We start from the raw sequence: 16,805 nt of genomic DNA on the forward strand, positions 1-16,805 counted from the left end.
TGAATATTGAAAGACAAATCAGACGCCGAGAGACCACGCAAATGCTGCGCGATCAGTTGAATGGTAGAAGACCAAACGCGCCGTGGCAACGTAGTGAAGTCGGTCAACACGCGAAGGACCCACAACGTTGTGCGCGTTCCCGGCGTGCGATCCCGATCGAATGTCATCCCATCGGACGCAATTTTTCCAGCGGCACGTACCAACGCGTGTAACGCCCGCCGTCGCTGAACCGTTCGCCTTTGGGATCGCTCACGAGCACGGTGGCTCGGCGGGTGATGCGATTGACGCGGCCGACGATTTTCGAGCCACCGTTGTCAAACCAGACCATATCACCAACACGAATGTTAAATTTCGCCGCGGCACGTTCCCGCTGCGTGATCAGGTCGTGTTGGTAGTCGGTGTGAGCGAAGAACGATTTCGCGATGCCCTGAAAACGCGGTTGAGAGCAATTGCCGGTGTTCCAAATCAACATTTCAATCAAGTGTGTCATTTCATGTTCGGCAACCCGCTGCATCGCTTCGAGTCGGTCTCGACACTTACGTCCGGTGACGGTGACCGGGCGATCGACGTCTTCGAACGTTTGGAACAGTAGCGTCGACGAAAGGATCAATTCAAACGTTCGCGGCGCGTCTTTTCGGCCCGTCGGGTAATGAGTAACCAGTTTCCCCGCCGCACTGGTCATTCGTGACGAGAATTTGAAGTCGAGCCCTTCGGCTTTTGCGACCGGCAACACCCGCGATTCAAAGAACGCCTCGTCCATCAAGTGGATCAAACGCACCAGGTCGTCACGGCCAACTTTCAGGAAATTGGGGCGATCGATCGCGCGGCTGAGTTTGAGCATCTCGGCGTGAATACGCTGCTGCTCGGATTTGATTTTTTCCAACGACGGCTGGTTCTGGCGAATCCAGATCGCCAATCCCGTCAATGCGGCGGGGTCGCGTGGGCGGATCTTCGGCGGTGCCGGGCGAACTTTGCCGGCGGAGGTTTGACCCGGACTCGCCGAACCTTGGGCGGTTACCGCCGAACCGGTCGGTCGCGGGACGCCCGCGGTTCCGTTCGCGTTTTGGCGGTATCGGTTCGTCGTCTCGGAAGCCTGAGGAGGGGCATTCGGTTTGCGAGAACGACGAGAAAAAGCTGCCATCTATCAAAATCCGTTCGTAGTGAAAGTCGCGCCCGTGGCGCAACCGGCAATCTATTGCGAAGGTTCGCGTTATGGTTTCGGTATGCCCCAACCACCGTCTGTGAGATCGTTCGAAGAATCGCCTTCGGCGTGGCAAGTCAGATACCACATCGGCTCTCCCTGTTTCGCCAACATCGTAATCGTAAACCGGTGGCGACCCTCTGCCAAGCGAATTCGAGTCGACCGCTTCTGCGACGCGTCGTGATGAAAGTCATTGTCGATCAGAATCGCGTCGTGGACCCGAACGAATGACGGTGTCGACGATTGCAATTCAAACCGATATTCGCCATCGGCGGGCATGTCCAGGAAACCGATATACCGGTAGACGCGGTCTTCATTGCCGAGATGCGACTCGGCCGGACGGTTCGGGATGCCTTTGATAATTACAGCCGATGGCGGTTGGCTACGAATGGAATCAAAATCCGGAACGCAGTCGAAGGAGCCCTTGGCGACCGATCGAATGATGCCCGGCGTCATCGGAACTGCGGGTAACGAGGGAACCGGCATTTGATCGTAGGGACGCTTCGCGGTTTCGTTAGGCCGCCGCATGCGAAGAACGCGGTCTTGCATCTCTTGTTGTAGTTTGACGAATTCGTCCGACGTGTCGGCCAGGTTTTTCGTTTCGCTGGGATCGTTCTCGAGGTCGTAGATTTCGAACGGCGCGTTCGGGTCGGTGATGTTGACCCGGACGCCTTTGTAGCCCTTGTGCATCAAGACCTGCATTTGGCCGCGTTTGCGTTTTCGCTTTCGTTTTTCGAAATCGTCATATGGCTGCGTCGAGCCACCGACCGAATACTCGACGTAAACTTTGCTCGCACTCCGGTCGGCGTTACCGGTCATCGATCGCACTAACGAGACGCCATCGCATACTGCCGGTGGAGACGTTCGGGCAACGTCCGCAAACGTCGCCATCCAGTCGTGGAATTGGCTCGGCGTGCGGTCGATCGTTCCAGCCGGAATTTGCGACGGCCACCACGCGAGTGTCGGGACACGGATACCGCCCTCCCAAGTGTCACGTTTGGTGCCGTCGAACGGTCCGTAGGATTGAAACGATGTCGGAGCGTAGTTGACGTCTTTCAAATACGATTCGTGATGCGGTCCGTTGTCACTCGAGAAAACAACGAGCGTGTTCTCGTCGATCTTCAAATCGCGAAGTGTTTGCAGAAGGTCGCCGACCGAATCATCGATGCGTTTGACCATCGTCGCGAAACGTTCTTCCACATCCGACCATTCTTTACCGGTGTGTTCGGGATACCGAAACGAGTCGATCGTTCCGTGCGCGGTGTTAATCATCTCTCCATCTTTACCGACCCATTGGATGCCACCGTTGAGCCCTTGCCCCGATGGGTATTCCATCGTGGGAACTTGCAAAGCCGCGTGTGGTGTGTCGTAGGCGAGATAAAGAAAGAACGGCGCAGTATTGTCATCACGTGATCGTTCGGTGATCCACTTCTTCGCATAAGCGGTGAACAGATCCGTCGTGTAGCAACGACCGAGTTGTTGCGAGATCTCCTGGTCGTTGTGCCAGAACTCTTTCGGAGTGCGGTGGTTTTCCGAATTTCCCAGTGGCCAGTCTTCCGCCGGGTAATGCAAATGGCCGTCGACGTGGCGCACATAACCGAAGAAGTCGTCAAAACCTCGCTTGGTCGGATACGCAGACCACCGTTGGGATAAACCAGATGACGTATCGCCTTTGACGCCGCCTTGTAGACCATACTTCCCGATGATGGCGGTACGGTAACCGGCGGTTTTTAAGACCGTCGCGAGCGTGTGGTTGTCAGGAAGGGCTTTGTCGAATTGGTTGTCTCGAACACCGCAGTGACCTTGATGGACACCCAACAACAACGACGCGCGACTCGGGGCACAAACCGGAGCCGGGCAATAGTGGTTCCGCAGTTGGGCACCTTCGCGGGCCATCGCATCGAGGGCGGGCGTTGCGAACTTCTTGGGGTGAGTCGATTCGTTCTGATGCAGGACGCCGAGGTCACCCCAGCCGAGGTCATCGCACAGGATAAAGATGACGTTCGGTGCCGGTTTCGGATCCGGTGACGCGGCATAACCGGTGTCGTTCAAACCGATGAGATGCAAATTCAGGACGGCAATCAACAAACATGCAAATTGCGATGCATAGAAGCGGGGCATTGAAATTGGTAGGCGAGTGAGGAGGGAAGTGAAGGTAGGTGGGGGATTCAGGCTCAAAATTTTCTGCAGAAAATTTTCGCGGGAATCGAGAAGTTATCCGCGGGTTTGTGCGGGTATCGTTGCCGCTGAAACCATCTGCGCAGGAAATCAATAGAAGGAGTATAGCTGAATCCGATCGCATGGGGTTGGTAGCTTTCGCGTCGAACGTTCTCATGTCAAAACGTGAGTATTCAACCTTTGCTTTCGCAGATGAATTATACTCAGTGTCCCTCCTGTCCGACTCCCCACATCCTTCCCATCCAAGGTGTCGACTCCAGTGCCTACCGATCGAAACAAAAACAACGTTGCGTCCGCTCGTCCAAATCGTCGAAGCGTTCTGCGAGGGATGGCCGGTGCCGCCTTCGCCGCGGGTGTCTACACAGGCGTCCCTGTTCAAGCATCGAATTCGGCTAACGATAAACTCAAACTCTTGATCGTCGGAACGGCTAACCGAGCCTCCGCGAACCTGGCCGGTGTCCAGTCGCAAGACATCGTTGGGTTGTGTGACATCGATCAAACTTATCTCGATCGCGCGTCCGAAACGTTTAAGGGCGCGGCCACCTATCGCGACTATCGGGAGATGATCAGTAAGGAAGCGGACAAGGCCGATGGGATTGTCATTTCAACGGCCGATCATCATCACGCTCCCGCCGCAATCCGTGCCATCCGCGCGGGTTTGCACTGTTACTGCGAAAAACCACTGACGCACACAATCGAGGAAGCCCGCATCCTTGCCAACGCATCCAAAGAGATGGGCGTGGTGACGCAAATGGGGACACAGATACATGCTGAGGATAACTACCGTCGCGTGGTCGAAATCGTTCAGTCCGGTGCGCTCGGTGATGTCAAAGAAGTGCATGTCTGGGTCGGCAAAGGTTGGGGCGGTGGTGAGCTGCCCGAGAAAGCCGATCCGGTTCCCGAGCATCTGGATTGGGACCTCTGGTTGGGACCGGCTCCCGAGCGTCCCTACGCGGCAGGCCGATACCATCCGGCACAGTGGCGTCGTTGGTGGCAGTTCGGCCAAGGAACGTTGGGCGACATGGGATGTCACTACATGGACCTTCCGTTCTGGGCGTTGAACCTGCGTCATCCGACGTCGTGCGAAGCCGAGGGCCCCGAAGTCCATCCGGAAACCTGCCCGCTCGGATTGATCGTTCGATACAAATTCCCCGCTCGTGACGAAATGCCACCGGTCGATCTGACCTGGTACGATGGATCTATGACGCCGAAGACGGTGGCCGGTCAGCGGGTGCCCGGAAGCGGCGTGATGTTCGTCGGCAGCGAAGGAAGCCTGTTCGCTAGTTACAGCAACTACAAACTGTTTCCGAAAGAGAAGTTCGCCGACTTCACTCCTCCCGAGGAAACGATCCCGAATTCGATCGGGCACCACGCCGAATGGATCCAAGCATGCAAGGACGGTTCAGCGACCACGTGTAATTTCGATTACTCCGGCGCACTCAGTGAATCGGTCCTTCTCGGAAACGTGGCGTTCCGCACCGGCAAACAACTCGACTGGGATGGCGAAAATCTCAAGGCGACCAACTGCCCTGAAGCCGACGTGTTCTTGCGAAAAGAATATCGCCCTGGTTGGGAAGTCACCGCGTAATCGCGCCGTCGCGATCGATCCCATTTCCGTACCTCTCGAACGTGAGAATCTCATTGCGCCGTTTTATCCACGCACCCGTCTGCATCGCTGTTCTGTTTGTCGTTGGAGTGTCCGGGTGCAGTTCCCGCACGGTGGATACCGAAGCGAGTTCTGACGTCAACGAGGCCGCCGACGTGTCAACGCCAGCGGCCGAGGCGAAACCGCAACCGGCCGATCCCGCCAACGCGGTCGCTGCGGTCGAAGCGATGACGACGAAGATGCGGCGCGACGGAAACGGCATGATCATAGAAATCGACCTTCGTGGCACGGAGGTGACCGACGCCGACTTGGAACCACTGAGTCAATTGCCGCGTTTGCGTTCGGTATTGCTCGGTGGCGTTCCGATTTCCGATGACGGTTTGAAATGGATCGGTGAGATCGCGTCGCTCGAAAACCTCGACTTGCGAGATTGTCCCATTGGCGATGCCGGGTTGGAGTATTTGACGGGACTATCGAAACTGAAAGCTCTTCGCCTGTCGGGCAAGAGCGGTGATTGCGATGTTAGTGATGACGGAATGGCTTCGGTCTCGAAGCTGACCAATTTGAAAGTACTCGCCGTGGATTTCCTGTGGGTCAGTGAAGACGGGTTAAGTTCCGTCACCAACCTCACGAATCTGCAGGAACTTTACATGGCGGGCACCACCATCGGTGACGACGCCATCGACGTGATGTCGGCGTTTCCCAATTTGAAAAAGCTCCGTGTTGCCGGGACCGGTATCGGAGCCGACGGAATGAAGTTCTTGCCGAAACTCGCCAAGCTCGAAGAGTTGGATTTGAGCGAATGTTCTCAGTTGCTGGATGACGCGATGACGCCACTGGCGGAAATGAGTTCGCTCAAAAAGCTGAACGTGTGGCGATTGAATCTGTCCGACCGAGGCGTCGAACCGCTCAAGGGACTCGCCCAATTGCAATGGCTCAATCTGGACAACACTCGGTTGACCGATCAAGGCATGCCTTATCTAAGCGATTTGAAAGACCTCACATTCCTGCACCTCGGATCGACTTTGATCACCGACGCGGGCTTGGTCCACCTCGAAGACTTGAAGTCGCTCAAGGAGCTGAAAGTCACTCGCACCGCCGTGACCCAAGAAGGCGTCGATCAGTTGAAAGAGAAACTGCCCGACACTGACATCCAACTGAAGTACATCGAAGGCCAGTAGTATCGAGGTCCCTCGTATAGTCGGGGCACGAACTGCATTGCTGATTGAAGTCAATGCAAACAAACCGGCAACGCGTTATGCCGCCATCATGACGCGTTGTGCTGCCATGAGGCCCGGAGGGCCGGCAGAACCTTTGCCGGGGCTGCCAAGCCCCGGTAGGCGCATCAAGCCAAACAAAAGGCCTGAAGGGCCGACACAAAGACGGCTTTCGCCGCAAATCAGAAAAGGTTGTATCGGCCCTCCAGGCCTTGGTGCGTCATTGAGCTTGATGCCAGGGGTTGGCACCCCCGGCAGTGTTTGTACCGGCACTCCGTGCCTAGTCCGTTCGATCATCGCCGCAAACAATCGAACGAAACACCGCACCTATTTAATTGCGCATCCCCGGACTCATTCTCGAAAACGCCCCGGCTCTCCAATAAGGCCCGGAGGGCCGGCAGAACCTTTGCCGGGGCTGCCAAGCCCCGGTAAACGCATCAAGCCAAAACAAAAGGCCTGAAGGGCCGACACAAAGACGGCTTTCGCCGCTAATCGCAAAAGATTGTGCCGGCACTCCGTGCTTAGCCCGTTCTATGATCGCCGCAAGCGATCTATCGAAATCCAGCACTTATCAATGGTGCATTCCAATGAGTTACCGATCGCCGCTGGGCTTCGGGCGACCGACTGTTAGCGACTCCAGCTACTGTTAGCGGCGCGGCATTTGACTTACCAATCGCGACTAGTAGCCGCCTTCCGTTTTCGCCGCTTTGATTTCTTGGCGAAGGATCGTTGCCATGTCGATGCGGGGATACCTTTGGTCCTTGATCTTTGCGCGATCGGCCAGCAAACCGGCACGCTCGATCACTTGATCGATGTCCTTCCGCGTCATCTTGGTTTTTAACGACCGACTGCCTGTGGTCTCGTTAACGACGGCGACCGGTTCGAGAACATCGACAACGTCAAAAACGGTCGCAAGATTCGCTTGCACGGCTTTGCGAACGCGTGACAAGTCCGTCAACGCACGTTCTTTGTCGTCGCCTTCGTAGTTTTCATTCACGAACGATTCGACGGCGTCCAGTTCGCCCCAGTGTGGGATCGGCAATCGCACGACCCGCTGCATGATCGCGGCGGCCGAGGCAGGCGGGTAATCCGGCGCACTCATCTCTTTGATCAACGATTCGAATTGCTTGATCACGTCGGCCTTGTCCTCGGGTTCGAGCAAGCTTTGTTCGATCATGGGGACAAACCCTTCCAATGTACGAACCGCAATTTCAGCTCGCTTTTGAAACAGGATCCACGTGGTGACACCACACAACACCGCAGCCACGATTCCCATCAGAAGTGTGCCGGCGACAACAGCCGGGAGGCAACCTGGCGAATCGTCTTTCTTCGCGTCAGCCGTCGTTTGTTCGGTGACGGCAGCTTCCGATTGTGGCTCGTCGTCGGACACGGGATTCGATTCGGAAGCGTCGTTGGGCTTGTCGGACATGGAGATCTGGGGAGCGGAAAACGGTGGGGTGGTGCTGAGTTCGACGGAGGCGGCTGGGCCAGTCTACCGTCTGACGCGAGTTCTGGGCACGTCAACTGACGGCAGTATCCCATGGGATCGAGATGACGCTACCGTCACCAGACGGTCGGCCGCGTGCTGGTGAACGTCGCGGCGGTGGAAAGGGCACGTCACGTTGAAACGCTTTAGATGTCCAACTCATCGAGTTGGTCGACCAAACGGTCGAGTTCGTCCGAGGTAGACCGCTCGGACGCCGTGGCACTCGATCGGTTCGGCGAGGTGGCGGGAGCGGCCGGATTGACGTCAGCCTCGCTGGAATCAACCGAATGAGCCGCAGGTTTTGGGGCCGCAGGTTCCGGTGGCACGGGTTCCGAGGCCGCAGTTTTCGCGGCAGCCGGGTTGGCTGGCGATGGCGATGCCGGGGCGGCCAGGATGGGCGTCGATCCGCCGATCTGAAACGTCGGGACCTGCAGCGTTTTCAGCAGCGACACGAGCGAATCGAGTACCTCGGCGGCGTTTTGATTCTGCCGCATGTCGAAGAAGTACATCCGTCCCCGAGGACGATCGCCGTTGGTGCTCTCTGCATGCGAACTGTTTGCCGCCGAATTGCCCGAGAGCGATGAATTCACGCCCGATTCGGCGGTTGGTTCACCGTCGTGCCCGGCACCGGGGTCACCCGCATGCGGCCGCCGTGTCATCGGGCGGCCTGCTCGATCGAGATCCTCGAGCACCTTTTGTGGGGCTTCCCAGGCCAAACAGGCGGCGTGACCGCCGATCGATTCGAGCGCCAGCATCTCGGTCGATTCTTCTCCCGCGATCGGCAAACGTTCCAGGAGCGTGACGTCGATTCCCGGTCGTCCGAGCACGTGGCCGAGCAGGTCGTCGCAGTGGGCGTGCCACGAAGAGCCGCCACCGGTGGGACGGAGAATCAGAACGTTGAGCCGGACGGCCATGCGAGAATCTTTGCAAATTAGGATCAAACGGGCCCGCAAGTCTTGGCGAAGTCGGCTCCGTTTTCAAGCGGTCAGCCGCCCGCGATCATGATTTGCGTGTTCTCGAGCAGGGTGCCGGTTTCGAATTGGACGTTTTTGATCGCGACCATGTATTCGGTGACGGCGAGGTAATACCGCGTTTGAGATTCGCTGAGCCGACGCTGCGAATCGAGCAACTGTTCGAGGCTGATCGGCAAACCGGCTTCGCGATTCGCCTCCAACGCGTCGAGAGCGTCTCTCGCGGCGAGATACCGGTTCAGGCTCGTTTCCGCCAACGCGTAGGCTCGATCGGTTTCGGCGATAACACCCAACAGGTCGTGAATGATTTGCCGTTGTTGCTCGTTCAACACCGCGCGGTCGCGGGCGATTTGCAGCTTCGCGTTCTGCACCGTCGCATGGGCTTGGCGAAAACCAACCGGCATACGGAATTCGAGCGCGGCTTCGTATTCTTGGAAATCCATGTCACCGATCTCTTGGAACGCCGAATCGGACCCCGTCAAATCTTTGCCGAGCCCCCGAAGTCGATACGTCGAGATCAGATCGAGTGTCGGCAACATGAAGTTCTTGGCTGCCAACAATTCCATTTCGCGGCGTTTGATCAACAGACGTTGCTGTTGCAGTTCCGCTCGCATCCGGATCGCTTCCGCGGTTAGCGATTCGGTATCGAAAACGATCGGCGCGGTAATCGGTTCATCGATCGGCCGCAGTAAGATACCTTCGCTGACGGGCATGCCGATCAACAAACGCAGCCGCCGCTCCGTCGCCAACACGCCGCCGATGCCCGCGAACGTTCCACCCGAAGAGGCGTTGTTGACTTGAGTGCGCCCGACCAGTTTCCCGGCCACGGCATCCTGGTATTCCGATTTGAATCGATAGTATTGTTCGCGAGCGAGTGCTTCGGCCGATCCGCCGCGTCGGTTGGATGTTTTCTGTGCGTCGTAACTTCGCCACGTCACGCGGCTTCGTTCGAGTGCCTCGGCACGAGCGTCGGCGTCTCGATACGCGTACGCCAAATCCCAATACGCGTTGATCACGTTGCTGACATAATTGCGTGCGTCACGTCGAAACTCGGCGACCGAAATGTCGTTGTTGGTTTTGGCGATCAACACGCCGTTGTAAACCCCCGGCAACGCCGACGGACCACCGATCCGGTTGAACGTTAACCCACCGCCACGCAGCAACGGTTGTCGCAATTCGGCGTGCCATTGTGTCTGCCATGCGCTCGGCGTCTCGTTCCCCGTCGCGTTGTTCGCGTCATAGTCCGTGATGCTGCGCAGCGCCAATTCCGCACCCGTGGCGGTCCGTTTGGTCGTCTGGAAGACGTAGTCGTGCAGGTCTTGCTGAAACGAATTCGCACCGCCACCGAAGAAGCGGTTGTTGAATTGCCGGTCGTTGTTTTGCCACTTCCCGAGTGCGTAGAGCTGAGCGTCATAGGCCGACAACGCGGCTTCGATACCGGACTGCGGATCGGTTTGGACCAACGGCAGCGTTTGCTCCGTGGGCATTTGTTCGGGAGCCCGCAGCACCGTGCCACCGAGGTCGCGAAGGACTTCCGAGTTCGTTAGCGCCGTGCGGATCGCATCGGCGAGCGTGAGGTCAAAGTACTCAGCATTTTCGAGCGAATCGGCGTCGCGAATCGTGATCGGCGGAAGCGGTGCCGTCGCGATCGCAGTCGCCTTGTCACGCTCGCTCGGTGGAGCACCGGCGTCGACGTTGGCCATGATAGCGTCAACACAAGTCGTGTCGTTGCAGACCGTTTCAGGCAACGCACGGCTGGCACGACACCCCAGCACGCCCGAAAACAACGACAGAATACCGCCGGTTAACAGCGACCACAGCAAAATCGACAGCACCCCCCAGTGCGCCGTCGACCCGCCCGTGCGACGAGGCCGTGTGCGTCCCGCCCGGTCGACTCCACCATAGGCAATCGCCATCTGAGGCGGATCGGACATCAGTCCGGTGCCCAACGACTCCTTCAGTCCGGGGATCGCTCCCGACTTCGGATCTCTATCAGATTTGGTGGATGTGTTCAATGTTCCAAAGAGCAGAGTGTTGCGCCGGCACGGCGGAGTATTCCGCATTCTCGTCTTTATTCGACGAATCGACACAACTCGATCCAGTCAAACCGTTACGAAACGTTGTCTGAGCGTGTTTCACAACGTGAAACTGACCAATGGGTCGAGGCTTTTGCGTCGTCGCCGGGTAGAATGCACCCATGAACGCTGTTCCCTCTCCTCGCGACCGCCAGCGGCAAATCGGAGTCTTCGAACTCGAACGTCTGCGGCGAACCGATTCGCTCGCCGATCCCGCCGTGCGCGCCCGCGCCCTCTGCGGCGAGATCGCTGCCGTGGCGAACGTCGATCGGGTCAGCTACCTCGTCACGACGACGCCCAATCCGCAATTGGTCGCGACGTCCACCACCGTCGCGCTAGATGCTCGTTCTCGTGAAGTCGTGCGGTTGCAATCGATCGCCGCGCGAGTCCGAGAGCAAGGCGCCGCGGTCACCTCACCCGCATTCGACATCGACCCGCAGTCGCGTCGCCCCGAATGCTTGGAACTGTTCGCGATGCCCATTCACGGGCGAGATCACCATCACCGTGATCGAGACTCGCACGAGGACAACGTACAAAACGACGCCATACGGAACGACGTCACACAGGACAAACATGAGGATGCGAGTGATTCGAATCCGTCTGCCGTCCACGCGGTGATCGTGATGCAGCGGTTCATGCCTCAGGCGGTCCCGCTGGCCGAGGCGATCACGCCGATCCAACCGCAAATCGATGCGGCCGCCAAGGTCGTGTTGGCGTCATGGCTCTCGACATCACATCGTTCCGAACGCGTCACGTCGCGGTGGTGGCGACGGTTGAGCACCGGGCAACGATTTGCCGGCCTCGCGATCGCCGCCGTGATTGTGGGAGTACTGCTGAGTGTTCCTGTCCCCTTTCGATTGGCAGTCGAAGGACGAATCGAACCGGCGACGTCCCGCGGCGTGTTCGCACCTGCCTCCGGAACGTTGGTGACGCTACCGGTTTCCGATGGCGAACTCGTCCAGGCCGGAGACCCGCTCGCGGAAATCAACAGCCCCGAGATTCAATTGCAGTACGAACGTCTCGCCGGGGAGTTGGCATCCGCCGAAACCGAACTCGCCACGCTGCGGCTGAACCAATCCGGCACGGGGCGAACCGCAAACGGGCGATCAGGAAACGACGTCTCTCGTGGTGAAAGCTCCCCTGCGGAATCACGCAGTCGGTCGGCACGTCAAATGGTTTTGCGGTCACGCATCGACTCGCTGAGAGAGCAGGCGACTCTGATCGGCGACGTCAAACGTTCTCTCGCCATCGAGTCTCCCGTCAACGGGCGTGTCATGATGCGGGACGATCAATCCGACTTGTTGGGGCAAAACGTCATGCAGAGCCAATGGCTCATGCAGATTGTCGACCCCAGTGGCGGTTATCACGCGGTGTTGGATTTGCCCGACGAGAGTTTCGGATACTTCAGCGCCGCCACGCAAACCGGCGAACCGGTCACCGCGACGCTGCGATTGCGTTCGTCACCCGATGTTGAGTTTCTCGCCGAATTAATGTCCGTGGCCAATACCGTCCATTGGACCGAACGGGGCGAACCCGTGGTCGGAGTGACGATGCGGGTCACGGAATCCATGTCTTCCGAAAATATGCCTGCGGAAACCATGCCCGCGGATCTTCATGTCGGTGCCACCGTCGTCGGGGTGGTTCATGCCGGGAACCGGGCCGTCGGGTTCGTCTTGTTTCGTCCGCTGATCGAATGGGTGAGGAGTTACGGATGGTGAGTTTTCGTGAGGTCGGTTTGATGGTGCGACGTTGCTTTGTTGGACGTCGCTTTATTGGACACTCCGCCGTTGGGGTGATCGCGGTTGGGATGTTGAGTCTCAGTGCGGTCGCGGCGAGAGCGACTGAGAATACCACGCAGACGGTCGTCGCTGATCTCGTGGTCGTGTTGATTGATCAAGCTTCGATCACATCGGCGACCGAGGGAACGGTGCGGCAAGTCAACGTGCAAGAAGGAGATTCCGTACAAACGAACGATCTGATCGTGCAGCTCGATGACGAGAAGTCGCAGATCGAACGTTCGTTGGCCGAACGTGCACTGCAAATCGCCGAACAACGACGCGACGCCAAGGACGCGTTGGAGGCGGCGAAAGCCACCGTCGCTGAACGCGAACAACTGATCACCGAGCACACGGTTCGCCGCGAAGTGAACCGCCAACAGGCGACGAACGATTTGAAAGTCCAGGCCGCCGAAAAGGCCGAGGCCGTTGCGCAGAACGAATGGATGCGGGCCAAAAACGCGAGACAGAATTTTTCGGATGCCGTTTCGGAATCGGAGATCGAATCGCTGCGACTCGCGTTCGAGCGAACCCGGTTGGAAACGCTCGAGGCGAAGTTCCAACTGGAGATGGCGCAGATCGACGTGCGGCTCGACGAAGCCGCCGCGGAAACCCTGCGGCTGAAACGCCAAACCGCGTTGGTCGAACTCGAGGCCGCTCGATCGGCCGGACAGGAGGATTCGCTCAAGGCGGAGATCGAAGCGTTACAGCTCGACCTCGCCGACAACCGGCTCGCCGCCCATCACCTGCGAACACCGATCGGCGGAACCGTTGTGACCATGCACGTTCGCGTCGGAGATTGGGTGCGTCCCGGGCAAATCGTAGCTCGCGTGATCAACACGAAACGATTGCGGGTCGAGGGATTCGCAAAAGCTCTCGATGCCGAGACCCTGCGGCAATCAAACGAGATTCGAATTCTCGTTTCACAACCTGGAGGCGGGACCGTCGAAGTTCCCGGCGGATCAAAATTCGTCAGTCCCGAGATCGATGCGGTTACCGGAGAGGTGCGGTTTTGGATCGAGTTTGACAACATCGGCGGCATCTATCCCGGTTCGAACGCACGTGTCGAGATCCGCTGATGAGCGTGCCCCGTTTGCAACTGCGGCCGGACCTGATCGCGAGCCACATTTCGCTCGGTGATCGATACGTCTGGGTGTTAAACGACCCGCTGTCGCAAGCGTTTCACTTTTTCGACGATGCCGAGTTCGGGATCCTTCGTTCGCTCATCCAAGGCGGCTCGTTTGAAGAGATCGAAGCGAAGTACCGCGGGCTGATCGAACCGAGCAACCTGGCGCAGTTTCTCGCGACCGCCTCCCGCACGGGACTATTGGTGACCAACGACGTCATGCCAGCGTCACGGTTGTGGCGGCCATCGCCGAGTCACACGGGGCGTCCGTGGTGGTCCCAGCCACTCGCGATCCGTTTGCCCGGAATCACCCCCGATCGATGGCTCGCTGGACGCCGCAGTGGTTGGCTCCGTGGTTGGCTAGATCAATTGCTCAGCAGTTGGGGCGGTCGTCGGTTCACCAGTCAGGTAGAAAATCAGTTGACCTCTCCGGGAGCATCGCAAACCGCACCCCAAACGCTCACGCACGAGAAAGAAAAGGGGGCCAGGCGTGTTTTGGCAGTCGTCGCGGTGCTCGTGTTTTGCGCTCTCGCGATCGTTGGGGTGCGATTCGATGAATTCTTGGCCGATTCAGCCGATGCCGGCACACGCTTGTTTTCATCGTTGACGACGACCAGTGCCGGGGGCTCTTCGGTGAACGGTATCTTGATCATGTTCGCCTTCGCGGTCGTGGTCACGAAAGTCATCCACGAACTCTCGCACGCGATCGTCTGCACCGCCTTGGGAGGGCGATGCCGCGAAATCGGCGTGTTGCTGTTGCTGGGGATTCCGTGTTTGTACTGCGACGTCAGTGACACGTGGTTGATGCCGCGTCGCCGCGATCGCATTCTCGTTTCAGCCGCCGGCATGATCGCGGAATGGACCGTTGCAGCCATCGCGGTCATGGTGTGGGCGACGACGCAGCCCGGAACGCTGCATGACCTCGCGGCGCTGATCGTGATGGTCGCATCCGTGAGCACTCTGTTAATCAACGCGAACCCGTTGCTGCGGTATGACGGCTATTACATCCTTTCCGATTGGATTGGTATCCCCAATCTTTCCGCGCAAGCCCAATCGGCCATGCGGTCAACATGCTCGCGTTGGTTTCGCGGTAAACGAGACCGGGCGGAACCTGCAAGCACACACAGAATGGGCGCTGGACAAAATTTCGGATTGGTGGCATACGGCATGGCCAGCCTCCTGTATCGGACGCTCGTGTATGCAGCCATTGTATGGGCGGCCTACGCGTTCATCGAATCCCGGGTCGGCATCGGACTAGCGTTGCCCATCACCCTCTGGCTCGGCTTCACGCTGTTGAGCCAACTACGCAAACGAAACAATCGATCGACCGCGGCGGAGGGCGATCTGCAAAACGATCGAGGACGCCAACGTTGGGGCATGGCCGGAGCGGCAATTGTGATTGCCTTGATTCTCTTCGTGCCACTGCCCCGCGGTCGGCGCGTCGGCGGGCTAATCCATGCCGATGACGAGCGGCCGGTTTATGTTGCCAGGCCTGGAACGCTCGTCGCAACAGGCGAGCTCGACGGAGTCGTTCAACTCGATGATTGGCGTTTGCGGTTACAGGAGAGTGTCGCTCGTGGACGAGTGAAGGAACTTCGCGCCGAGTTGGCTGCTGCACGCATCGACCGCTTGGATCAACCCTCGCGATCCATGTTGCACCCCATCCTCGAAGAGCGGCTCGCTAGCGCCGAGGAGACGCACGCCACGATCGCCCGCCGGCTCGATGAGTTGCGATTGGGAAACCGCACCGGACTGACACGATACGATCCACCGCCGCGGCGCATCACTCAGTGGCAACGAATGAGTGAACGATTCAGTTGGGTGGGCGTCCCGCTGCGTTCTCGCAATGTAGGAGCAACGATGGAAGCGGGCACGCTGCTCGGCCGGCTTGGGCACCCGACCCGTCGCTACGTTTCACTGTTCGTCCGTCAAGAATCGATTGACTCGGTGCGTCCCGGACAACCCGTTTCGGTTGGATATCGCGGCCTCCCCGCCGGAACACTCAGTGGTTCCGTCGAAACAGTCTCGGCCGATCCCGTGGACGAACTCCCTGAAGAGATCATTGCATCAGGATGGAGCAGCCATCCACAGCAACTCACGCATTCGCAGACACGGAAAGAAGTTTGGTACGAAGTCACCGTGCGTCTCGATAATGCAAACGCACGCGAATGGATCCTCCCAACACGATTGGTCACCCCCACCCGAATCCACCTCCCCGCCACCTCCCTCTTCGCACGATGGCAAAGATGGATCAAAGAAAACTTCTAGCTCCCAACCTCCCCCAAAAACCGGCCACCCCCAGGCCCAACGGGCCGACACAATAACCATCCTCCCCCGTAGCTGACCGAGGCCCTCGGTCAGCCCCCACACCATCAAGCCCCAACAACCCAGGCCCACCCCCACAGACCACCCCAAAACCAAAGATCAGGATCAAGATTAAGATCAAGAATCAAACCCCAACCTCCCCCCAGCACAAAAAGCACTCACCAACCCCATACAACTCTCCCCCCACCAAACCAACAAAAAACTTGCACCTCCCCCGCCAACATGCCACAATTACCCCCTCTGCTGGTATCCGAGGGGCACTTGGACGGGAAGCACATTGCTGTCCCCTAGAAAGTCACCCAAGCGGACGAAGTCCGCAATCTTCGAAACTCGCCTGCTCCCGGATGAGGAAAAGGTGTGCGGTACGAATGGCTGCAGCGGTACCGGCTGCCTTTTCTTCGGCCACCCAACGCCCCAACCCATAGTCGCCAAATTGCTCCGCCAATTTGTCCCCACAACCTCCAACCACGTCCCCCAGAAACCAACCACCCCAGGCCCAACGGGCCGACACATCCAATGCCGGTGGCGTCAGCCACCGGTCCCCCCCACAGAAAAACCCCAAGGCCTGAAGGGCCGACACAATTCCCTCCCCCAAGCCTCAGCCCCTTGATAACCTTCATCCGCTTCCATGCCGGCACGCCCGCATCCCGCTTCGAACGCAAGAAAGCGATCACCTCCTCGGCTGTAAACTCTTTCGAAGGATCGACCGGTCGACGGTGAAACAGACAAAACTGCTTGAACCAAACCCGCGCCCACTTCAGTCCCTGTTCGCCGCTTGAAGATTTGCAATAGTTGGCCATCGTCAAAGTCCCTCGACACCAGACTCACTGTTCGCCAGCAGAACG

The 16,805-nt window shown here is 58.4% G+C and carries 10 protein-coding genes; 5 read left to right on the forward strand and 5 right to left on the reverse strand.

Annotated features, from left to right (window positions below; translation table 11 throughout):
- Window positions 1-163 precede the first annotated feature (163 nt).
- Both FHS27_RS27445 and FHS27_RS27450 read right to left on the reverse strand, forming a co-directional pair.
- Window positions 164-1,141 carry a hypothetical protein gene (locus FHS27_RS27445; protein WP_184309064.1) on the reverse strand — a complete coding sequence of 326 codons (978 nt, stop codon included), beginning with the start codon at window positions 1,139-1,141 and terminating at the stop codon, window positions 164-166.
- Between the two features lie 69 nt (window positions 1,142-1,210).
- The gene (locus tag FHS27_RS27450) at window positions 1,211-3,322 is read right to left on the reverse strand and encodes a sulfatase-like hydrolase/transferase (RefSeq protein WP_184309066.1); all 2,112 of its coding nucleotides are present in this window, start codon (window positions 3,320-3,322) and stop codon (window positions 1,211-1,213) included.
- 316 nt (window positions 3,323-3,638) lie between these two features.
- Here FHS27_RS27450 and FHS27_RS27455 point away from each other — a divergent pair, with 316 nt between their 5' ends.
- Both FHS27_RS27455 and FHS27_RS27460 read left to right on the forward strand, forming a co-directional pair.
- On the forward strand, window positions 3,639-4,967 hold the full coding sequence (locus tag FHS27_RS27455; protein ID WP_184309068.1) for a Gfo/Idh/MocA family protein: 1,329 nt from the start codon (window positions 3,639-3,641) through the stop codon (window positions 4,965-4,967).
- 53 nt (window positions 4,968-5,020) lie between these two features.
- The gene (locus FHS27_RS27460; RefSeq protein WP_246421080.1) at window positions 5,021-6,166 is read left to right on the forward strand and encodes a leucine-rich repeat domain-containing protein; all 1,146 of its coding nucleotides are present in this window, start codon (window positions 5,021-5,023) and stop codon (window positions 6,164-6,166) included.
- 715 nt (window positions 6,167-6,881) lie between these two features.
- Here the strand turns inward: FHS27_RS27460 and FHS27_RS27465 are convergent.
- The 3 genes from FHS27_RS27465 to FHS27_RS27475 form a co-directional block, all read right to left on the reverse strand.
- Window positions 6,882-7,631: a hypothetical protein gene (locus FHS27_RS27465; protein ID WP_184309070.1), complete on the reverse strand. Its 750-nt coding sequence runs from the start codon at window positions 7,629-7,631 to the stop codon at window positions 6,882-6,884.
- A gap of 203 nt (window positions 7,632-7,834) precedes the next feature.
- Window positions 7,835-8,602 carry a hypothetical protein gene (locus tag FHS27_RS27470; RefSeq protein WP_184309072.1) on the reverse strand — a complete coding sequence of 256 codons (768 nt, stop codon included), beginning with the start codon at window positions 8,600-8,602 and terminating at the stop codon, window positions 7,835-7,837.
- A 71-nt stretch (window positions 8,603-8,673) separates the two neighbouring features.
- Window positions 8,674-10,575: a TolC family protein gene (locus FHS27_RS27475; RefSeq protein WP_390854719.1), complete on the reverse strand. Its 1,902-nt coding sequence runs from the start codon at window positions 10,573-10,575 to the stop codon at window positions 8,674-8,676.
- Window positions 10,576-10,856: 281 nt separating this feature from the next.
- Here FHS27_RS27475 and FHS27_RS27480 point away from each other — a divergent pair, with 281 nt between their 5' ends.
- The 3 genes from FHS27_RS27480 to FHS27_RS27490 are packed head-to-tail and all read left to right on the forward strand — an operon-like array spanning window position 10,857 to window position 15,903.
- Window positions 10,857-12,452: an efflux RND transporter periplasmic adaptor subunit gene (locus FHS27_RS27480; RefSeq protein WP_184309074.1), complete on the forward strand. Its 1,596-nt coding sequence runs from the start codon at window positions 10,857-10,859 to the stop codon at window positions 12,450-12,452.
- Window positions 12,446-13,588: an HlyD family secretion protein gene (locus tag FHS27_RS27485; RefSeq protein WP_246421088.1), complete on the forward strand. Its 1,143-nt coding sequence runs from the start codon at window positions 12,446-12,448 to the stop codon at window positions 13,586-13,588. The genes FHS27_RS27480 and FHS27_RS27485 overlap by 7 nt, the downstream gene beginning before the upstream one ends.
- Window positions 13,588-15,903 carry a peptidase M50 gene (locus tag FHS27_RS27490; RefSeq protein ID WP_184309078.1) on the forward strand — a complete coding sequence of 772 codons (2,316 nt, stop codon included), beginning with the start codon at window positions 13,588-13,590 and terminating at the stop codon, window positions 15,901-15,903. The genes FHS27_RS27485 and FHS27_RS27490 overlap by 1 nt, the downstream gene beginning before the upstream one ends.
- Window positions 15,904-16,805 lie beyond the last annotated feature (902 nt).

Origin of the sequence: Aporhodopirellula rubra, assembly GCF_014192335.1 — a bacterium.
In the GTDB taxonomy this organism is placed as follows: Bacteria; Planctomycetota; Planctomycetia; order Pirellulales; family Pirellulaceae; genus Rhodopirellula; species Rhodopirellula rubra.